Annotated in this window: 12 protein-coding genes and 17 tRNA genes; all 29 read right to left on the bottom strand. The window is 30.5% G+C overall.

Features of this window, described 5'->3' with window-relative positions; translation table 11 throughout:
* Position 1: 1 nt before the first annotated feature.
* The 29 genes from uvrA to KGF48_RS15590 all read right to left on the bottom strand — a co-directional run bounded on the left by uvrA (position 2) and on the right by KGF48_RS15590 (position 22,615).
* Positions 2-3,430: an excinuclease ABC subunit UvrA gene (gene uvrA, locus KGF48_RS15730; protein ID WP_227839838.1), complete on the bottom strand. Its 3,429-nt coding sequence runs from the start codon at positions 3,428-3,430 to the stop codon at positions 2-4.
* A 227-nt stretch (positions 3,431-3,657) separates the two neighbouring features.
* Positions 3,658-5,835 (bottom strand): hypothetical protein, encoded by a 2,178-nt coding sequence (locus KGF48_RS15725; RefSeq protein ID WP_227830189.1) that lies wholly within the window; start codon positions 5,833-5,835, stop codon positions 3,658-3,660.
* A gap of 128 nt (positions 5,836-5,963) precedes the next feature.
* The gene (locus KGF48_RS15720; protein WP_227830190.1) at positions 5,964-7,058 is read right to left on the bottom strand and encodes a PIN/TRAM domain-containing protein; all 1,095 of its coding nucleotides are present in this window, start codon (positions 7,056-7,058) and stop codon (positions 5,964-5,966) included.
* 88 nt (positions 7,059-7,146) lie between these two features.
* Entirely contained in the window at positions 7,147-8,217 is a 1,071-nt protein-coding gene (disA, locus tag KGF48_RS15715; protein ID WP_227437106.1) for a DNA integrity scanning diadenylate cyclase DisA, read from the bottom strand.
* 2 nt (positions 8,218-8,219) lie between these two features.
* Positions 8,220-9,593: a DNA repair protein RadA gene (gene radA / locus KGF48_RS15710; protein WP_227830191.1), complete on the bottom strand. Its 1,374-nt coding sequence runs from the start codon at positions 9,591-9,593 to the stop codon at positions 8,220-8,222.
* Positions 9,594-9,772: 179 nt separating this feature from the next.
* Positions 9,773-12,220, bottom strand: a complete 2,448-nt coding sequence (locus KGF48_RS15705) for an ATP-dependent Clp protease ATP-binding subunit (RefSeq protein WP_227868227.1) — start codon at positions 12,218-12,220, stop codon at positions 9,773-9,775.
* Positions 12,207-13,232, bottom strand: coding sequence for a protein arginine kinase (locus KGF48_RS15700; protein ID WP_227839836.1), 1,026 nt, complete (start codon positions 13,230-13,232; stop codon positions 12,207-12,209). Before KGF48_RS15700 ends, KGF48_RS15705 begins: the two co-directional genes overlap by 14 nt.
* Positions 13,233-13,247: 15 nt before the next feature.
* Entirely contained in the window at positions 13,248-13,742 is a 495-nt protein-coding gene (locus KGF48_RS15695) for a UvrB/UvrC motif-containing protein (protein WP_227437113.1), read from the bottom strand.
* Positions 13,743-13,748: 6 nt separating this feature from the next.
* Positions 13,749-14,213, bottom strand: a complete 465-nt coding sequence (locus KGF48_RS15690) for a CtsR family transcriptional regulator (protein ID WP_227437114.1) — start codon at positions 14,211-14,213, stop codon at positions 13,749-13,751.
* Between the two features lie 504 nt (positions 14,214-14,717).
* The gene (locus KGF48_RS15685) at positions 14,718-16,646 is read right to left on the bottom strand and encodes an elongation factor G (protein ID WP_227830196.1); all 1,929 of its coding nucleotides are present in this window, start codon (positions 16,644-16,646) and stop codon (positions 14,718-14,720) included.
* Positions 16,647-16,885: 239 nt separating this feature from the next.
* The gene (locus KGF48_RS15680) at positions 16,886-20,317 is read right to left on the bottom strand and encodes a pyruvate carboxylase (RefSeq protein ID WP_227839835.1); all 3,432 of its coding nucleotides are present in this window, start codon (positions 20,315-20,317) and stop codon (positions 16,886-16,888) included.
* Positions 20,318-20,620: 303 nt separating this feature from the next.
* Entirely contained in the window at positions 20,621-21,034 is a 414-nt protein-coding gene (locus KGF48_RS15675; protein ID WP_227830198.1) for a hypothetical protein, read from the bottom strand.
* 74 nt (positions 21,035-21,108) lie between these two features.
* A tRNA-Val gene (locus KGF48_RS15670) sits at positions 21,109-21,184 on the bottom strand.
* A 12-nt stretch (positions 21,185-21,196) separates the two neighbouring features.
* Positions 21,197-21,273, bottom strand: a tRNA-Arg gene (locus tag KGF48_RS15665).
* Positions 21,274-21,280: 7 nt separating this feature from the next.
* Positions 21,281-21,354: transfer RNA gene (locus KGF48_RS15660), tRNA-Cys, on the bottom strand.
* Positions 21,355-21,361: 7 nt separating this feature from the next.
* Positions 21,362-21,437, bottom strand: a tRNA-Lys gene (locus KGF48_RS15655).
* 8 nt (positions 21,438-21,445) lie between these two features.
* Positions 21,446-21,522: transfer RNA gene (locus KGF48_RS15650), tRNA-His, on the bottom strand.
* A 20-nt stretch (positions 21,523-21,542) separates the two neighbouring features.
* Positions 21,543-21,619, bottom strand: a tRNA-Ile gene (locus tag KGF48_RS15645).
* A gap of 14 nt (positions 21,620-21,633) precedes the next feature.
* Positions 21,634-21,707 (bottom strand) — tRNA-Met (locus KGF48_RS15640).
* A 6-nt stretch (positions 21,708-21,713) separates the two neighbouring features.
* Positions 21,714-21,789 (bottom strand) — tRNA-Phe (locus KGF48_RS15635).
* 3 nt (positions 21,790-21,792) lie between these two features.
* Positions 21,793-21,881 (bottom strand) — tRNA-Ser (locus tag KGF48_RS15630).
* Between the two features lie 2 nt (positions 21,882-21,883).
* Positions 21,884-21,959 (bottom strand) — tRNA-Lys (locus KGF48_RS15625).
* Between the two features lie 11 nt (positions 21,960-21,970).
* A tRNA-Gln gene (locus KGF48_RS15620) sits at positions 21,971-22,046 on the bottom strand.
* Positions 22,047-22,055: 9 nt separating this feature from the next.
* Positions 22,056-22,132 (bottom strand) — tRNA-Arg (locus KGF48_RS15615).
* Between the two features lie 23 nt (positions 22,133-22,155).
* Positions 22,156-22,230 (bottom strand) — tRNA-Gly (locus KGF48_RS15610).
* Between the two features lie 23 nt (positions 22,231-22,253).
* Positions 22,254-22,337 (bottom strand) — tRNA-Leu (locus KGF48_RS15605).
* A 9-nt stretch (positions 22,338-22,346) separates the two neighbouring features.
* Positions 22,347-22,431, bottom strand: a tRNA-Tyr gene (locus KGF48_RS15600).
* A 14-nt stretch (positions 22,432-22,445) separates the two neighbouring features.
* Positions 22,446-22,520 (bottom strand) — tRNA-Thr (locus tag KGF48_RS15595).
* A gap of 18 nt (positions 22,521-22,538) precedes the next feature.
* Positions 22,539-22,615, bottom strand: a tRNA-Asp gene (locus KGF48_RS15590).
* Positions 22,616-22,663: the final 48 nt, after the last annotated feature.

Genomic DNA, 22,663 nt, shown 5'->3' with positions numbered 1-22,663 from the left:
CCTATAAGAATCTTCCAGTTATGCTATCATGGTTATTTTTTATATCATTAGGTGTTCCAAAAGCAATGATTTCTCCCCCTTGAGCACCACTATTAGGACCTACATCAATTATCCAATCAGATGCATTCATAATTTCAGTATTATGTTCAATAACTAACAAAGAGTGTTGTTCTTCTACTAATTTTTTAAATGTAATTAGTAAATTTTCAATATCTTGAAAATGAAGACCTGTAGTAGGTTCATCTAGGATATATAGCATTCGCTTTTTCGTTTTTGCTCCCAATTCTTTCGCTAACTTCATTCTTTGAGATTCTCCACCACTCAAACCTAAAGTACTTTGTCCTAATTTTAAATAACCTAGCCCAACCTCTTCTAATATAGATAATTTTCTAAATAATTCAGAATTGTCATTAAAAAACTCTTTTGCTTCTCGTACTTCCATGGAAAGAATATCTACAATAGATTTTTCTTTGTATAAAATTGATAAAATTTCCTTTTTATATCGTTTCCCGCCACATTCAGAACAAGTTGCCCAACTATCAGCCATATATTGTAGAGTAATTTTTGTTTTTCCTAATCCTTGACAATTAGGACATTGACCGTTTTTGCTATTAAAGCTAAAACAACTATCATCAAATAATCTCATCTTGGCCTCTGGTGTTTGAGCAAATATATAGCGAATATCATCAAAAATATTGATATAAGTAGCTGGAGTAGATCGATTTGATTTTCCTATAGGTGTTTGGTCCATCGTTATGAAACCATCAATATGCTCTGTTCCAGTTAGTTCATCATATTTTTTGTTACGATTAATTTTCTGATTTATTTGTTCTTCTAAAGCTGGTATTAAGCTATGAAAAATAAGCGAGCTTTTTCCAGAACCACTCACACCTGTAATACAACACATACAGTTCAATGGAATTTCTACATCAATATTTTTTAAATTATGGGCATTACATCCTTTTAAGCTTAACCATTTTTTAGGTACTTGTTTAGTTAGTGTTCCTTTTTTCTCTGTTATTTGAAGATACTTCCCAGTAATAGAGTTTGGATTTTCTATAATTTGTTGAACGGTTCCTTTCGCAATTATTTTTCCCCCATTTATACCTGCACCAGGCCCTACATCAATAATATAATCTGCCTGTAGCATGGTATCCTTGTCATGTTCTACGACAATAACAGTGTTACCCTTATCTCTGAGTTCTTTCATCATCTTAATCATTAAATGGTGATCTCTAGGATGTAATCCAATAGAAGGTTCATCTAAAATATAAGTTAATCCAATTAATTCACTACCTAATTGGCTAGATAAACGGACACGTTGTAATTCTCCGCCTGATAATGTTGGTGCCGTTCTGTCAGTAGTCAAATAGTGTAGCCCAACTTTTAGTAAATAATTAACTCGAATTTCTAGTTCCATTAGTATATCTTGTACAACCTTTATTTCATTTTGTTGAAGGTAGTTTGGTAATTCAGATAACCAATCCCATAATTGTTCTATTGTCAGTTTAGTTAATTCAGGAAACCTATAACCTTGAATGGTAGTAAACCTTGCTTCTGTGCTAAGTAGTTCACTATTACATGTATGACATGGTACTTCCTCCATGTATTGTTGTGAAGCATTATTATTTGCACTAGATTCTCTAAAAAGTCGCTGAATATGATTAATTGCTCCAGAAGCAGGTCTTTTGATTTTTGCTAATCTACCTTTTGATTCATAGCTAAATTCATATATTTTATTTCCAGTACCATATAAAATAGCATCAATAAATTCCTTAGGAAGTAAGTTCCAAGGTGTAGATAAGTCAATATTTTGATGTTCTGCAATTGCAAATAATTCGCCTACCATCCAGTTTCCTGTTAGCTTTTTACCTCTTAATTTTCCCCAATAATAAGTAGCTCCATCTAATATGGAAATATTAGGATTTTTTACGATTAATTGAGGGTTAACTTCATAAATAATACCTAAACCGTTACACGTATGGCATGCTCCTGTATGGGAATTAGCATTGAATGTTGAAGTATTTATTTTCGAAAAAAGAGTTTCACAATGTGGACAATAATTTTTTGTTTTATTCTTTTTCTTTAAGGGTACTTTACAGTATGGGCAATAGCTTCTCCCAATTGAAACAAATAGCATTCGTAAATAATCCCAAATACCAGTAAGAGTTCCTACTGTAGAACGTGGATTTTTACTTCCTTTTTTCTGTTCAATAGAAATTGTAGGTGTTAACCCTTGAAGCAAATCAAACTCAGGCTTTTGAATTTGTTCTTGTAACTTTGCAGCATTGCTTAGATTCTCAAAATAACGTCTTTTTCCTTCTTCATAAATTGTATCAAAAGCTAAGGATGATTTTCCACTGCCACTTACTCCCGTAATTACTGTAAACTTATTTTTGGGAATACTCACTTCTATATCCTTTAAATTATTTTGTCTCCCTCCTTTTAAATAAATTGTATCTTTGTTAGAAGAAGGTATGTATTTACTAGGTATTTTCGAAGTCTTAATAAGTTCAAATTTTTTCTCCAATTCTTTAGGATTGCTAAATTGTTTTGATTCTAAAATACCTAATAGTTTAAGTTGAGAAAAAATAGATGTAATGTATTCTTCTGGTAATTTAGAAATCAGCTTATTTATGTTATTTATCTTCATATCTTTATCAGATATTATTTCGGCGATTTCATCTAATAAATTTTTTTCTTCTATAGTTAGTTGACTATATTTTTTTGTACTCAATTCTGTCCATAAATCCCAAGGAAGTAACTCTAATCCAATGAGATTATTAAAATCATATAAAAGATTTCCTTTTACTGAGTGCCATCCTTTCCAGTTTTTGTTGTATCCAAAATCATACTGATGAGCAGTACCTTGTCGGCAATTTATCCAAGCTTCTGCTCCTGTTAAAAATCCATTTTCTTTACCAATATCATGAGTATCAAAATCAAGTTGAAAATGTTTCTTTTGAATCTCATCAATCTGAGCATCAATTTTTATCCATCTGTTTTGGATTTTATTATAATATTCAACAACCCAATGATCCTCGTAAGGAATCTCACTTTGAAAGTAGCTGGCAAACCCAGCTCTCATTCTGGCTTCGTAACCCTGATACCTAAGAAAAGAAACAAAGAGTAAAGAATAATCTCTACACATACCTACTAATCGTTGCTTTGGTTCTCTAGGTATAGTTATCGACTGAGAATTTATCTTCATAATCTTCCCTAGCATTTGTGAAACTGTACGTAGTAATTCTTCTTCTGATTGTTGCTTACTAAACGATACACCATATAGATTTCCATGTTCTCTATGAATAATTAAATTCTGAACAATCTCTAATAGTTCAGTAGGAGTAGTAGGAAGGTTCTTATACTCTTTTTCAAATTTTGTAGGATTAGTAATTATACTTTGATTTGTATAGTTTAATATTTTCATCATCATTCACCTCTCTAAATAGAGGTTACAACATGACACTGTGTCAATAGCAAGGGGTATTTTTTTCTTTATTTTTTATTAACAAATATATAATATATTGTATTTACATAAAAAAGAGTGTCTCATCTATAACCTTAAAAAATTATTTTGAGACACTCTCTTTAATTGTATTATATAAAAATCAATTTAAATTAATATTTTAACCTTTATATAGCGATATCTATAATTTATTCTTTTAATGCTGTCATATTTATACTTAATATAATCATAGGTACAATTACATATATAAAAGCTGTAGCTGATGAAACTATACCAGAATCATTTACTAAAAGAGTGACAAAACATCCTACTACGGATGCTATAAACCCTTTAAATACAATTGGATATTCATTAATTAATTGTTTGAAATATCTAATTTGAGTAAGCATAAGTACTAAAATTACTCCTATTCCAGCTAATAATATATTTACCCATGCACTGGTTTGAGCTAATTTTAAATTCATTTCTATCTTTCTACTAAATGTTTGTATTATTTCTCCTGGACCATTAAAGTAAATGTCTTTTACAAACATACCTAAATGTGAGTTGCTTCCTGAAACTATATCTATTGTTACAAAAACTCCTAAAACAAGTAGTACTGCTATGCCTAACAATATAACTTTTTTAAAATCTATCTTTACATCATATATCAATAATATAAATAGTAAAAATGCTACACATTCAGAAATAGCACTTCCTACATTTGCTCCCATAATTGGAGATGCACTAGTAATTAAAATGGCTAAAGAAAAGACTATTACAGACCATTTTGGTATCTTTTTATATGTCAATAAAATTGCAAATGTAAAAATTGCACTCCCTATTGCCACACCTTGATATTCATTTCCTACACCATAATATCTAGCTCCAATTATACAATCATAGCTCATTACATTACTTTTCATTAGATATGCACCAAGTGCAGAATCTATAACCATAATCAATATAGTTAATCCTGTAAAGAACAGAATATTTTTTAGGTCATTTTTTATTAAAACTTTACTTATTAAATATATAGTAAGTGTTATTATAATTATGCCTAAGGAAATTGCTACTGGTGTTTTAAAGTTCATTATTGGGGTTATCATAAATGACAGAGGCATTACTATTCCTATTTTTAAAAGTTCTTTTAGTATAAAGTATGTTGTTTCTTTGTGTTTTTTTGATATATGTTTTCTAAATAAAATTGCAATCATCGCAACTATCCACGACAAAAAAACTACATTTACAAAACCATTTAATATCACAGACCTTATACTTGAAATAGATACTATCTTTTGATATTCATCCATTAAATATTCTTTATTATCATCTCTATTGATAAGTTCATACTTTCTTCCAACCATATTTGGATTTTTTAAATCAAAACTATCTAGTATGTCTACTCCTACATCTAAATTAGTTACAATACCTTCTCTTCTAGTAGTTGAAGATGACAACAATCCTTTTCCATTCCCACTTAACTTTATTATTGGAGAAAGTCTTCTTTTATTTTTATAATCTAAATCACTTGGAAATGCACTGGCTATGTAAACAGTATCATTTTCTCCAACCATAGAAAATATATTTTTTAAATATTCATCTATATTTTTTTCTATCTTGTCTTTCATGTTTTTATATGTATTTTCATTCAAGTTTGGTTTATATAAATCTAATCTATATGTATCTCCAAGTTCTACAAAAACTACATCACTGTTTTTATAAGCTTCTTTAGTTTCAGCAACAAGCTTAGTATAATCAGTTGATATTCCATAAGGCATAGATAAATCTTTTTTATTGATATTATCTACATTTCCATAAGGAATTCTACCATACTCATCCATAGCTGTTAGGCATAAATTTCTATTTTTTACAAGTTGACCACCTTCAACTATATCTGCATTTCCTAATATGGACGTTTTCAGTTCATTTTCAGATAAACTTTGACCTAATGAACCCAATGTAGAGCCATATTCTCCAAAGTTTAGATTCTCATTTATTGACATATTTATAGTCAAATCATTTATACCTTTTGCTTTCTTACCTGTAACTGATTCAAAAACTATATTTCTATCTTTGCTTGAGCTTTCAAAATTAATATCTTCTTCATTAGCTACATTGGCTCTTCCACCAGCACCCATACTGGCATATGACCTTCTATCATCACTACCTTTATCGCCTCTTATGTTCATCAAGCCAATATACCCTCTATTTTCTAGCTCTTCTCTCAATGATTTTATTCTTAACATATTGTTCATACTAGTTCTATTCATATCTATAAATATTACTTTTCCATGCGTTGGTATATCATCTGCAAAGCTATACTGACTCATCGATATTAATATTATGATAAATGTTGCTAAGAAAGATATAATCTTTTTTCTCATAAATTCTCCCTGCTTTCTGATTTAAATCCTCACACTTAAGAATACATTAAACATTATCGTTATAAATAAATAAATTTGGACCATCTATTTACAATAAACAGCCCAAATTTTAGGTTTATTTGAATATATCAATTTTTAGGTTTTGCAAATATCATTCTACCAGCAGGAGTTTGAAGAACAGAAGTTACTAAAACTTTTATAGTCTCATTCATATGTTTTCTTCCTCCATCAACAACTATCATAGTTCCATCATCTAGATATGCAACACCCTGTTGAGCTTCTTTTCCTTCTTTAACCACTTGAACAACCATATCTTCACCTGGTATTGCAACTGGTTTTATAGCATTAGCCAACTCATTTATATTTAATACTTCAACACCTTGAAATTGAGCAACTTTATTTAAGTTATAATCATTAGTAACAACTTTTCCATTTAATACTTGGGCAAGCTTTAATAATTTACTATCAACTTCTGCTATATCATCAAAGTCCCTTTCACTTATTTCAACCTCTATATTTAATTCTTTCTGAATTATATTTAATATATCCAGACCTCTTCTACCTCTTACTCTTTTTAAATCATCTGAAGAATCTGCAATATGTCTTAGTTCTTCCAAAACAAAAGCAGGGATAATAAGTTTTCCTTCTACAAATCCTGTTTTGCAAATATCAGCTATCCTTCCATCAATTATTACACTTGTATCTAATACTTTTGGAGGTATCGCCTTTACTTCTTTTTTATTATCTTTGTCTTTATCCTTATCTTTAATAGGATTTGCTAATCTTCCTAATTTTCCAATATTAAATAAATCATTTTTACTTTTAAGCGCAACTTTCATTCCAAGATATCCTAGGAATAAATATAATAGTAAAGATAGTATTCCACCTACTATTGGTATTCTGTTTACTAATCCACTCAATAAATATGCAATTACGAATCCTACTATAAGACCCATAGACCCTAATAATATATCCGTTTGAGGATATTTTGATAACTCTTTATCCACAACTTTAGCAATTTCTTTTGTTCTATTTACAACCCACGGCTCTATAAGATATCCTAAAATAGCTATTACTATACCTGCTACTACAGCTGCTATATAACCATACGTTTCTTTTCCAAATGTTAATATTTCAAAATCTCTCATCAATGTTAAATAGGTCGTTATACCTATCGTAAATCCAAGTAAAATAAACAATATCCTTGTTACTTTCCTTATCAATGCTTCACCCCCTAGTTATACTTATCTATTATAGACCAAAGTGTATATTATATTCAAGAAAAAAGTAGTAAAATTCACTTAAAATTCATTATATGTGTCTATCTAATAATACTAATTGTTTCATTTTTATAAGTCCATTTTTTATATATGTTGCTCTTATTTCGCCTATTCCTTCAACTTCATCTAACTCTTCAATAGATGCATCTAATATTTCTTGGAAGTTTTCAAAATAATTTACTAAGTTTTCTATTATTGCTGTTGGTAGTCTATGTATTTTGCTAAGAATTCTATAGCCTCTTGTTTTTATAGGCATATCCATACTTTCTGAAAATCCACTATACCCTAATAGTTTTGCCATATTAAATAATTCTATTAGTTCTTCTGAATTTAAATTTTTAACTTTTTTCATAAGTTCTTTTATTTCAGTATTTTCTTTGTTATAATCTTTGAATATTAATTTCTGATCTATTCTAGTTGTACCCATTAATTCCTCTAATTGCATGCTTACTAAAGTTCCTTCATCCCCCAATTCTATTACATATTTTTCAATTATACTTGTAACTCTCATTACCATTTCCATTTTCTGCATGACTAGCGCTACATCATAAATAGTTACCAAATCATTAAACTCTAGAGCATTTAAATTAGTTATAGCTTGGTCTAATACTGTTTTATATTTTTCTAAAGTTTGTATTGCTTGATTTGCCTTAGTAAATATCTTAGATATATCTTCGACCACATACTTCTCATTTCCTCTATAAACTGTTATAACATTTCTTCTTTGTGAAATTCCTATGACTATAGCACCAGTTTGTTTTGCTACTCTTTCTGCCGTCCTATGTCTAGTTCCAGTCTCTGACGTTTCTATAAAGTAATCTGGTATAAGTTGTGCATTAGCAAATAATATTTTCTTTACATCACCACTTAAAACTATCGCTCCATCCATTTTGGCTAATTCATATAGATATGATGGTGAATACTCTGCATTTATAGCAAATCCTCCATCTACTATTTTCATTACATCTTCATTTGTCGCAATTACAATTAAACCACCAGTCTTAGCTCTTAGTACATTGTTTAGACCTAATCTAAGAGGGGTTCCAGGAGATATCATTTTTAATGCATACAGCATATTTTTATTATCCAAAAAATTCTCCATATTTATTGATTCCTCCCAAGTACTATATTTATAGCTTGTCTTAAGTTATCTACTGGCCATATTTCTATACCCTTAGTATCTTTTACAACCTCATAATTACTTCTAGGAACTACTATCTTTTTAAATCCAAGTTTTTTGCACTCAGCAATTCTTTTTTCTATAAAACTTACTGATCTAACTTCTCCTGTAAGCCCTACCTCTCCTGTAACAGCTATATCTTCATCTATAGGTATATTTCTAAAACTAGATGCTACAGAAATAGCTATTCCTAAGTCAATCGAAGGTTCATTTATCTTTATACCTCCAACTATATTTATATATACATCTTGATTTTGTATTTGCAGACCAACACGTTTTTCTAAGACTGCTAATAACATACCAACTCTATTATAATCTACTCCTGTAGATGTTCTTCTTGCTATACCAAAACTTGTCGGCGAAACTAATGCTTGTAATTCAAGTAACATTGGTCTTGTACCTTCTACAGTAGATATTATAACTGAGCCTGCTACATCTTTTGGTTTTTCAGATATCAAAATCTTAGACGGGTTATCAAGCTCTACTAATCCCAAGTCCCTCATTTCAAATACCCCAAGTTCATTTGTTGAACCAAATCTATTTTTAACAGCCCTTACTAATCTATATGTATTATATCTTTCACCTTCAAAATATAAAACAGTATCAACCATATGCTCTAATAATTTTGGCCCTGCTAGTGAACCTTCTTTGGTTACATGACCAACTATGAATGTTGAAATTCCCATTTTTTTAGAAATCTTCATGAATTTTGAAGTACCTTCTTTAATTTGACTGACAGTTCCTGGTGCTGAAGATATTTCTGGACTAAAGACAGTTTGAATTGAGTCTAGAATTATTAATTCTGGATTTACACTTTCTAAATAAGATTCAATTATACTTAAATTATTTTCGGCAAATATATATAAATTTTCTGAATTAATACCTAATCTTTTTGCTCTCATTTTTATCTGTGATTCTGATTCTTCTCCAGTTATATATAAAACAGTCTTTCCTAACTTAGCTACATTACTAGAAACTTGAATTAAAAGTGTGGATTTACCTATACCAGGGTCTCCACCAACAAGTACTAGAGAACCTTTAACTATACCTCCCCCAAGTACTCTATCTAATTCTTTTATATCTGTTGTAAACCTTTCTTCTTCTTTGCTCTCTATTGAAGTTATACTAACTGGTTTAGATGAAGATTTATCTATTATAAAGACCTCTTTTTTTGTGCTTTTTTGATCTACTTCTTCTACAAATGTATTCCATTTTGTACACTCTGGACATTTTCCAAGCCACTTAGCTGTTTCATATCCACAGGATTGACATACATATTTAGTTTTTATTTTTGCCATATTTTAATCATCCTTAATTTATTATTCTATACTATAATTTTAGCATATGTGAAAGAGAATAGGTAAAGATTAAATAAAATAATTAAGGACAATGAATTATTATAGATTCATTGCCCTTAAAATTTTCTTTAAACTATAAAACTTATATCTATAAGATTTTAAAATGCAACTCTATTGAATTATTTAGTTTCAAAAACTATTTTTTCATCTTTAACTTTTGCTATTATATTACTTCCTTTTTTTACATCACCTTTTAAAATCGCTTCAGATAACTCATCTTCTAGTTCTTTTTGTAAGGCTCTTTTAAGAGGTCTTGCTCCATATTCCAAATCAAACCCAGATTTAGAAATTAAATTTATAGCTTCATCACTCATTTCTAGTTTTATATCCATATCTTTTAGTCTTTCTTGTAATTTGTCTACCATTAAAATTACTATTTTAGATATGTGTTCTGCATTTAATGAATGGAAAACTATTATATCATCTATTCTATTTAAAAACTCTGGTCTAAATCTTTGCTTTAATTCACCCATTATGTTTTCTTTCATTTTTTCATATTGAGACTTTTCTTCTTCGTCTCCTTTAGCTATACTAAACCCTAAAGTTTTTTGTCTACCAATTGTAGATGCACCAACATTTGATGTCATTATAACAATAGTATTCTTAAAGTCAACAGTTCTTCCTTTTGAATCTGTTAATCTACCATCATCTAGAATTTGTAATAGAATATTAAACACATCTGGATGAGCTTTTTCTATCTCATCAAATAAAATAACTGAATATGGGTTTCTTCTTACTTTTTCAGTTAATTGACCTCCTTCATCATGACCTATATAACCAGGAGGTGAACCTATCATTCTTGATACAGCATGTTTTTCCATATATTCAGACATATCAATTCTTATTATTTGATTTTCATCTCCAAATTGCACTTCTGCTAATGCCTTAGATAATTCTGTTTTTCCTACTCCTGTAGGCCCTAAAAATAAAAATGAACCAATTGGTCTATTAGGATCCTTAAGACCCGCTCTTGACCTTCTTATTGCCTTGGAAATAGATTTTACTGCTTGTTCTTGGCCTATAACTCTATTGTGTAAGATTTCTTCAAGTTTTAAAAGTCTATCAGCTTCTTCCTCAAGAATTTTATTAACAGGTATTCCTGTCCATAAACCTACTACTTCAGCAATGACTTCTCCATCAACTAAATCAGAATGTTTAGATGATTTATTCCATCTTTCTCTAACATCTTCTAATTGTTTTTTAAGTATGCCTTGCTCATCTCTTATTTTTGCTGCTTTCTCGAAATCTTGGCATCTTACTGCCTCTTCTTTTTCTTTATCTATATTTTCTATTTCTAATTCTAATTTTTTTATTTCGGCTGGAGGAGTATTTTCCTTTAGCCTAACTTTTGATGCTGCTTCATCAATCAAATCTATCGCTTTATCTGGTAGATATCTATCTGATATATATCTAGTTGATAATTCTACAGCTGTTTTTATAGCATCATCAGTTATTTTGACTTTGTGATGAGCTTCATATTTATCTCTCAATCCTTCTAATATTTTTATTGAATCTTCTTTACTTGGTTCATCCACCATAACTGGTTGGAATCTTCTTTCTAGTGCAGAGTCTTTTTCAACATGCTTTCTATACTCATCTATTGTTGTTGCACCTATAACTTGTATTTCGCCTCTAGCTAACGCAGGTTTTAATATATTTGACGCATCTATAGAGCCTTCTCCTGTAGACCCAGCTCCTATTATGGTATGCATCTCGTCTATAAATAAAATTATATTTCCGTTTTTAACAACTTCATCTACAACTTCTTTAATTCTTTCTTCAAATTCTCCTCTGTACTTAGCACCAGCTAATAAAGAACCCATCTCTAAAGAATACAGCGTTTTACTTTTTAGTGTTTCTGGAACATTACCTAATGCTATATTTGTTGCTAGACCTTCAGCTATAGCTGTTTTACCTACTCCTGGGTCTCCTATTAGCACAGGATTGTTTTTAGTTCTTCTACTTAATATTTGTATAACTCTTTGTATTTCTTTTTCTCTTCCTATAACAGGGTCTATTTTATTTTGTTTTGCATATAGTGTAAGATTTCTTCCATATTTATCGAGAATCTTAGATTCTGTTTGATTTTGGTTGCCCGTGTAACTATTTTCTGATTTATATTGATTATTATCACTTATACCCATCATATCAATTGTTAATTGGGCTAGAGTTCTGTCATTTACACCTGCATAGTTCAAAACTTTATTGGCTATTCCTTCACCTTCTTGAATAATAGCTAATAATATATGCTCAGTTCCTATATAATTTGTTTTTAATTTATTTGCAAACATTCCTGATAGTTCCAATATTTGTTTACTTCTTGGGCTTAATACTATATCCTCTGGGATTCCTTCACCCTTACCTTCCATATCAATTATTTTGCCTTCTAAATAAACCTCTGTAAATCCAACCTTACTTAGAACTTTGGCAGCTATTCCTTCTTCTTCTTTTAAAAGACCTAAAAGTATATGCTCGCTTCCAACAATATTATGTCCTAAGTTTTTAGCAGACTCAAACGCTAAATCAATTGCTTTTTTAGCTCTTTGTGTAAATCTATTGAAGTTCATAATTTATCCCTCCTCTTAATTTTTCCAAAGTTTCTCTAATGTATGTTGCTCTATTTATATCTCTATTCTCAACATCATCACTCTTATACATTATTGACTGATGTGCTGGTTGTATACCTATCATAAGTTGTTCTATAGCTTTTAAATCTAATTTTTTTATATAGTTCATTTCTATTCCCATTTTTATATTTGATAGATGGCTCATTGCCTCTGAACTACTCATTACCCTTGAATTTTCAAGTGTTCCTATTGACCTAAATATTTTATCTTCTAATTTTATACCCAATTTTTTTTGTAATATTTCTCTGGCTTTCACTTCTTTTGAAATTGCATCCTTTGTAAGTCCACTTACATTCTCTATAATATTAGACTCTGTTCTTCCAAGTGTAAGCTGATTAGATATTTGGTATATATTTCCCAATGCTTCTGTTCGCTCTCCATATATACCTCTTATTGCTATACCTATTTGTGATGAAATCTTATAAAGTTCATCCATATATCCTAATTGACTTAATGCAGGCAAGTGCATCATCACAGAAGCTCTCATTCCAGTTCCTGTGTTAGTTGGGCAAGATGTTAGATAACCCAACTTTGTACTAAATGCATATTCTAAATTTGATTCTAATAAATCATCTATCTCATTTGCTATGTTATAAGCATTTTCTAAATTTAAATCATCACATATAGTTTGTATTCTTATATGGTCTTCTTCATTTATCATTATACTTACAGTTTTATCTTTTTTTACTATAACAGCACTTTTATCATTTTCTGCTAAGTCTGGACTTATCATATGCTCTTCAACCATAAGCATCTTTTTAGATTGGTCTAAATCTTCAATCTTATAGAAATCAAACTCTTCTTTATGTTCTAAACTAGAATTCATAAATGCATCTTTTACCTTTTCTATTATTTCCATAGCACACTCTTTATCTAATCTATTTGGAAAAGGATAATTGTTCAAGTTCCTAGCTAGCCTAACTCTTGATTTCATGACTATATTCTCTTTCATAATATCACTCCAATCTTAGTCAATAGAGCCTTTTAAATACTTAATCTTATCTCTAAATTGAGCAGCTAATTCATACTCTTCATTTTTTATAGCTCTATCTAAATCTTCTTTTAATTCTCTAATCTCATTTTCTACACTTATTTTATAAAATGATTTTTTAGGAGCCTTACCTATATGTTCTATATGGCCATGTATATTTTGAAGCATTGGATTTACTTGACTGCTAAATGCATTGTAACATTCACTGCATCCAAATCTTCCATTATTCTTAAATTCACTATATGTCATATTACATTTTTGGCAAACTAACTTTTCTTCAAGCTCTTTTTTAGGTTGAAATCCTAAGTTGGAAAATATATCCATCATTGAAAAAGGCATATCTAAATTAAAATTCATCTCTGTATTCTCTTTAGCACATTCACTACACAAATACATTTCAGTCTTTTCTCCATTGACTATTTTATTGTAATATACAGATGCTTTATTCTTATTACATTTTTGACATAGCATAAATTATCACTCCTCTATACTAAATACTCCTATTATTATATTCTTTAAAACATTAGACCTTACCTTCTCTTTTAATTCATATACTGGCATACATAATGACTTATCATCTATTGCATATAATATTAGTTTTAATTCTCTTTCACTAATTAAGTCTGATTCTCTCAAACTTTCTACCAACTCTTTTGCCTTCTTATAGGATATTTGGCTTCCTATTCTTTCATTCAATATTTCTCTAATATGTCCATCTTTACTTCTTCGTATTTTTTCTATCTGAACATATCCTCCGCCACCTTTTTTACTTTCTATATAATAACCTTTATCTATGGTAAACCTTGTCGTTAAAACATAATTTATTTGTGATGGTGCACAACTAAACAAGTTTGCTAGTTCATTTCTTTGAATCTGTATACTATTATCTTCTTCCATCAAATCTTTAATAAATTTTTCAATTATATCTGTCATAGTTGCCATTTATATCACCACACACCTTTTAATTTTTGACTTTCTTTGACTACTATTTTACACCTATTATTTAAATTTTTAAAGCCCTAAATTGTGTAAATTTATTTTTTTCATAATAATTTAAATGTAAGTGTCCATCTTTTGTTAAATATGAGCTTCTACTTCTTACATTTACAACAATTAAGTTTTAAAATTCTTGGTTATTAATTGATTTTTAATGTATCTATACCTTGTATTTGTAAATATACCTTCATATCATTATTATTAAACATTTCTAAAAATAATAATATAAAAAGATACTTTCTTTTATTAAAACAGTTTAAGAAAGTATCTTTTATTCTTCACATTTTTTATTACTTTAATTTGATTTTTTCTTGTTTTTTATAAAAACACATAAAAACTAGATATACACTTATTTAAAATAAGCATATACCTAGCTTTAATTACAAAATTATTTTTATATAATATTATATAATAGATGGATATTAATTATTTAATATTATATCTTCTTTATTATTTTGCAGTAACTAATCCAATTATTTTTTCTGCAAATTGTGATGGAACTTCTCCATATCTTTCTAATTCCATTTCAAAGTATCCTCTACCTTGTGTCATTGCTCTTAAATCTATTGCATATTTAAATGTCTCTGCTTGTGGAGCCTCTGCAAATATTATTTGTTTTCCTTTATTATCTGGCTCCATACCAAATATTTTACCTCTCCTCTTGTTTATATCTCCCATAACATCTCCCATATATTCTTCTGGAACAGTTATCTTAAGTTTCATAATAGGCTCTAATAATATTGGATGAGCTTCCTCCATACCTTTTTTAAACGCTGCACTTGCTGCCATCTTAAAAGCCATTTCAGAAGAATCTACATCATGATATGAACCATCATAAAGAGTAGCCTTTATATTTGTAACAGGGAAACCAGCCAATACCCCTTTTTGCATAGAATCTTTTAAACCTTTTTCTACTGCTGGTATATATTGTTTTGGTACAGAACCACCAAATATTTCTTCTGCAAATTCAAAATCAGATTCACATCTTTCAAATCTTATCTTTACATCTCCATATTGACCATGGCCACCTGATTGTTTCTTATGTTTCCCTTGTACATCAGCTGTTTCCTTTATAGTTTCTCTATAAGGAACTTTAAGGTCATTTAATTCAACATCTACCCCAAACTTATCTTTCATTTTATTTTTAATTGTTTTTATGTGAAGTTCCCCTTGTCCTCCTAAAAGAGCTTGCTTTGTCTCTGTATTTCTATACCAATGTAATGTAGGGTCTTCCTCTACAAGTTTGTTTAATACAGCAGCTACCTTTTCTTCATCACCCTTATTTTTAGGATTGACAGCATAATATATTTGTGGTTTTGGGAAATCTATCTTATCTAAAGCTTCTGCATCTTTATCTACAGATATAGTATCTCCTGTTTTTAGAGAATTAACTTTAGTTACAACTACCACATCACCAGCCTTAGCTTTTTCTATTTCAACTAACTCACTATTTCTCAATGTATATATGTTAGCTATTTTTTCTTTTATGTTTTTGTTTATATTAAAAATTTCTTTATCTTTAGAAATTGTACCTTGAGTAATTTTTATATATGACATTTTTCCTACGAATGGGTCGACCATAGTTTTAAATACTAATCCTTTAAATGGCTTACTCTCTTCTGTAAATATAGGTTCTATATAATTTGATATTGTATCTAATATTTCTTTTGTCCCTATGTTATTTATAGTTGAACCACATATTACAGGTATAATATCTCCTCTTTGTATACCTATAACAATACCTTTTTGGATTTCTTCTGTAGTTAACTCTTCTCCATTAAAATACTTATCTAATATTTGGTCATCTGTTTCTGCTATAAGTTCCATTAAAGCTTCTTTTACACTCATAGCTTGTTCTTTAAATTCACCTTCTAAATCATCTATATTTTCAAATACATTATGTAACTTGACAAAGTTTTTATCTTTGTATATAGGACTTATCATTGGAACTATCTTATTATTGTATTTTTCTCTTAACATTGCTATTGCATCTTTATATCTTGCTTTTTCATTATCTATTTTATTTATAAACATTATCTTAGGAATACTCTCAGTTAGTTCTAATGATTTCTCTGTACCAACTTGAATAGGTGCTGTTGCATCTATTACTATTATTGCTGCATCACTTGCTCTAAGAGATGATACAACGTCTCCGCTAAAGTCAAAATATCCTGGTGTATCCAATAAGTTAAACTTATAGTCATTATATTCTATAGGTATTAATCCCATACTATAAGTCATATTTACCTTGTCAGTTAATTTAGGTATCTTATTAGTGTTTGCTGTGTAAGCTATAGTTTCGATTAGATTTGTTTTACCACATCCGCTATGTCCTAATACCGCTACATTTCTCAACATATTACTATCATAAACTTTCATATAAGCACCCACCTTTTAAATTTATGTATTTTCTCTTAGCTGTTATTTCCTAAGAAATAGTCTAGAAAATGTTTATTATTTTTAGAATTTTTAGATAACATTTTCCTTACTAGCTTTATTTCTACATAGGGATATAATTTTCCTCTTTTTTTTAACAAATATTTAATTTAAATAAATAAAAACACTCTAAATATTTAATAAAAATATTTTAGAGTGTTTTATAAGTTATTTTAATTCAATTATTTCATTATCATTAATAATTGTTTATCTTCAACCATATCATCTTCTTTTACTTTAATTGATTTAATTACTCCATCAGTCTTAGCAACTATTATAGTTTCCATTTTCATTGCTTCTATAACTATTAATGGTTGATTTGCTTTTACTTCATCTTCTTCTTTAACCATTATCTTTATAACTTTTCCTGGTATACTTGCTCCGATTTGAAGTGGATCATTCATATCAGCTTTCTCAACATTAGTAACTTTTCCAGAGAAGTTTCTATCTTTTATTTCCACTTCTCTAACCATTCCATTTAATTCAAAACCTATAGTTCTAAATCCATCTTCTTTAACTTCGCCAACTTCAACTAATCTTATCGTTAATACTTTACCTTCTTCTATTTCTACTTCACATTCTTCATTTTTATTTAATCCATAGAAGAATACATCACTTTCAAGTTTAGATATATCATTATAATGTTGTAAATGTTTAATATAGTCTTCATAAACTTTTGGATATAAAGCATAACTTATAACATTTCTTATATTTGCATTTATATCATATTTTTCATTTAGATATTTTGCTATCTCATCAAAATCTTCTGCTGGTAATAGTGAACCTGGTCTTACTGTAATAGCTTCTTCACCTTTTAAAACTATTTCTTGTAAATCTTTTGGTACACCACCTTCTGGTTGACCAATCATACCTTTACAGTAGTCTACAACAGAATCTGGGAATGATAAGTTCTTACCTTCTTCTATTATATTATCTTTATCTAATTTATTTTTAGTCATAAAGATAGCTAAATCTCCTACAACTTTTGAAGATGGTGTTACTTTTATTATATCTCCTACAACTTCATTAGCTTCTTTATATTTTTCTTTAACTTCATCAAATCTATTAACTAATCCTAAACTATCAGCTTGAGGTTTTAAGTTTGTATATTGACCTCCTGGTATTTCAAAATTATATATTTCTGCACAAGAGTTAGTTAAGTCACTTTCAAATTTGTTATAAACTTTTCTTAAATCCTTATAGTATTTTCCTAACTCATCATATCCAAATAAATCTATACCTGTATCTCTTTCTGTATTTTTAAGAGCTTCTACTATTGCATTAAGCGATGGTTGACTTGTAAGCCCTGCCATAGATTCTAATGCAGCGTCAATTATATCTACACCAGCTTCTGATGCCATCAAACAAGTTGCCACACCATTTCCACTTGTATCATGAGTGTGTAAATGTATTGGTGCTTTTACATTTTTCTTTAGTTCTTTGACTAATGTGTAAGCAGAGTATGGTTTAAGAAGTCCTGACATATCTTTTATTGCTATTATATCTGCTCCTAAACTTTCTAACTCTTTTGCCATCTTAATATAATATTCTAAGTCATATTTAGTTTTAGTCTTATCTAATATATCACCTGTATAACACATAGTTGCTTCAACTATTTTTCCAGTTTCTAGAGCTGTATTAATGGATGGTTTCATATTTTCAACCCAGTTTAATGAGTCGAATATTCTAAATACATCTATTCCTTGTTTAGCAGACTCTTTTGTAAATTCTTCTATTACATTATCTGGATAGTTTTTATATCCAACTCCATTTGATGCTCTAAGCAACATTTGGAACATTATACTTGGTATTTCTTCTCTTAGTTTTTGTAATCTACGCCAAGGTGACTCTTTTAAGAATCTATATGCAACATCATAAGTAGCTCCACCCCACATTTCAAGTGAGAATAAATCTTTTTGATATTTTTCTGTTGGTTTAGCAGCTTTTAGTAAGTCATATGTTCTTAATCTTGTTGCCAATAATGATTGATGTGCATCTCTCATTGTTGTATCTGTTAATAATAGTTTTTTATCATTTTTTATTTTTTCTATATATGCAGATTTACCTAACTTATCAAAAAGTATCTTACTTCCTTCTGCCTTTGAACCATCTTTATTCATTCTTGGTTCATGTAACGCATCAAATAATGGTTTTTCTTGACAAGCGTTATCATTTACAATTACATCACCTATAAATTGAAGTAATTTTGTTCCTCTATCTTTACTTTCTGTTATTTCAAATAAATCTGGATTTTCATCTATAAATTTAGTACTACATTTACCATTTGAGAATATAGGATTATTTAAAACATTAACTAAAAATCCTACGTTAGTCTTAACACCTCTAACTCTAAGCTCTTTTATAGATCTTATAGTTTTATTTATTGCACCTTGGAATGTTCTATCCCAAGATATTGTCTTAACCAATAAACTATCATAGTGAGGACTTATGTTTGCTCCTGTAAATCCATTTCCACCATCTAGTCTTATACCAAATCCTGAACCAGTTCTATAAACTTGAATTTTACCTGTGTCTGGCATAAATCTATTTTTAGGGTCTTCTGTAGTTATTCTACATTGGATAGAATATCCTCTTATTTCAACATCATCTTGTGATTTTATATTTATTTCTTCACTATCTAAACTGTATCCTTGAGCTATTAATATTTGACTTTGAACTATATCTATTCCTGTAACCATTTCTGTTACAGTATGCTCAACTTGTACTCTTGTATTCATTTCTATAAAATAATGACCACCATTTGCATCTACTAAGAATTCTAGTGTCCCTGCATTAGAATATCCTACATATTTTGATAACTTGACTGCATCATCACATATTTCTTTTCTTACTTTTTCATCTAATGAAAATGCTGGTGCATATTCTATTATCTTTTGATGTCTTCTTTGAACAGAACAATCTCTTTCGTATAAATGAACTATATTTCCATAGTTATCCCCTAATATTTGAACTTCTATATGCTTTGGATCAGCTATATATTTTTCTATGAATATAATATCTTCACCAAAAGCTTTTCTTGATTCACTACAAGCAGTTTCATATTCAAGCTCTAAATCTTTTTCATGATGTACGATTCTCATACCTCTACCGCCACCACCATTAGATGCTTTTATCATAACAGGATAACCTATTTTGTTTGCAACTTCTTTTGCTTCTTCAGTACTTCTTATTGCTTTTTCCACTCCTGGTATAGTTTGAACATTAACTTCTTTTGCAATTTTTTTAGAGTTTATCTTATCCCCCATCATATTCATTACTTTAGATGATGGGCCTATAAAAGTAATTCCATTTTCTTCACATTTGCGAGCAAATTCTGCATTTTCTGCTAGAAAACCATATCCTGGATGTATAGCGTCAACTTTTTTTCTCTTTGCTAAGTCTATTATTCCATCCATATCTAGGTATGCATCTATTGGACCTTTGCCTTCCCCTATTAAATACGATTCATCTGCTTTTGTTCTAAATAATCCATATTTATCTTCTTTACTATATATACCAACACTTTTTATCCCCAATTCTGAACAGGCTCTAAATATTCTTATAGCTATTTCGCCTCTATTAGCTACTAGTATTTTATTAAACTTTTTAAGCATACTCTATTCTTCTCCTTTATTGTTTGTGTAATATTAAAGATTATAGACTAAAATACTTTATTTTTGAAGATGTTTAAGCAAGTTCCTTAATTAATAAGATAAATTTATAAATATATATAACTTTTAGACTGTCTAAACTCAATTTACCTCACTAAAATTAAGGGATTTTTTATGGAATTTCAGACAAACTTGTGTGAAAATTTCTACAATTGATATTATTTTATACTATTTTTTTCTCTGTTTACATAATTATTTTCATCTTTACGTAATATTTCACATACTTTTCTCAATATAGTTCATATCTTAATCTATCTGTCTTAACAAACGTTTTATTACATCAGAAAGTTTTAGATGACCTAAATCTGCATATGCTATAACTAGTATTATTTTTACTACTCCTTCTACCTCATCTAATTTATATGCTCTAGCATTTATTATTGTGTACTTTGGCATAAGTTCTTCTAAATCTAGTGCAAGTTCATCAGATAAAGTCATATACTCATCAAACTTTTCCTCATCAGATAAAGTCATATACTCATCTTGTTCACTTATAATAGTATCTAAGTAATCCAAATTTATACTTAATTGATAAGCTATTACATCCTCTCTTTTTGTACTTTTACTTAAATCCTTTTCAACTTTGAATTTACTATTTTTATCTATGATTATTTTAAGTTCTTCACTATCAACTATTTCATTTCCTATAATTATATACAAATTTTTTACCTCCTAAATATAAATCTTTTTTAATCAAAAATAAAACCTCTAGTAAAATTACTAGAGGTTTGCACTGGTGGGATTAACAGGGCTCGAACCTGTGACCCCCTGCTTGTAAGGCAGGTGCTCTCCCAGCTGAGCTATAATCCCTCGATGTTTATATGGTGCGCCCAAAGGGACTCGAACCCCTAACCTTCTGATTCGTAGTCAGACACTCTATCCAGTTGAGCTATGAGCGCATTTTATTGGAGGCGACACCCAGATTCGAACTGGGGATCAAGGAGTTGCAGTCCACTGCCTTACCACTTGGCTATGTCGCCACCTTTTTGGTGATCTATCCGCGACTCGAACGCGGGACACCCTGATTAAAAGTCAGGTGCTCTACCGACTGAGCTAATAGACCATATTAGTTGGGGTGGATAATGAGAGTCGAACTCACGACCTCCAGAGCCACAATCTGGCGCTCTAACCAACTGAGCTATACCCACCATAAATCTTTAATTTAATGTGGTGGGCCATCAGGGACTCGAACCCCAGACCTACCGGTTATGAGCCGGGCGCTCTAACCAACTGAGCTAATGGCCCACATTAAATTTTAGTAGCGGTAATAGGAGTCGAACCTATGACCTTTCGGGTATGAACCGAACGCTCTAGCCAACTAAGCTATACCGCCATATTCTGGTGCCCAGAGGCGGAATCGAACCACCGACACGGGGATTTTCAGTCCCCTGCTCTACCGACTGAGCTATCTGGGCATTTGGCGGAGAGGGTGGGATTCGAACCCACGGCCCCTTTCGAAGTCACTGGTTTTCAAGACCAGCTCCTTAAACCACTCGGACACCTCTCCATTGGTGATCTATCCGCGACTCGAACGCGGGACACCCTGATTAAAAGTCAGGTGCTCTACCGACTGAGCTAATAGACCATGTTTTTATTTGGCTGGGGATGCAGGACTCGAACCTACGCATACATGAGTCAAAGTCATGTGCCTTACCGACTTGGCTAATCCCCAATATATATGTGGTGAGCGCACAGGGATTCGAACCCCGGACACACGCCTTAGAAGGGCGTTGCTCTATCCAGCTGAGCTATGCACCCACATTGCACTATAAACATAAATTTGGAGCGGGAAACGAGATTCGAACTCGCGACTTCAACCTTGGCAAGGTTGCGCTCTACCACTGAACTATTCCCGCTCGTTTATTAAATTAAATAAAAATGGTGCGGATGAAGGGAGTCGAACCCCCACGCCAATGGCGCTAGATCCTAAGTCTAGTGCGTCTGCCAATTCCGCCACATCCGCGCATTTTTTTGGTGGAGGATGGTGGATTCGAACCACCGAAGTCGATGACAACAGATTTACAGTCTGCCCCCTTTGGCCGCTCGGGAAATCCTCCGTATTAATTTTACATGGAGCTGGTGATAGGAATCGAACCTACAACCTGCTGATTACAAGTCAGCTGCTCTACCGTTGAGCCACACCAGCATTTCTTATATTTTATTTTGGCGACCTGGAAGGGGTTCGAACCCTCGACCTCCAGCGTGACAGGCTGGCATTCTAACCAACTGAACTACCAGGCCGCAAATGGTGGGACCAGCAGGGCTCGAACCTGCGACCCCCTGCTTGTA

This window comes from Clostridioides sp. ZZV15-6388 (genome assembly GCF_020657755.1).
Lineage (GTDB): Bacteria > Bacillota > Clostridia > Peptostreptococcales > Peptostreptococcaceae > Clostridioides.
The sequence above is the reverse complement of the archived record's forward strand: the minus strand, read 5'-3'. Positions and strand labels throughout refer to the sequence as shown.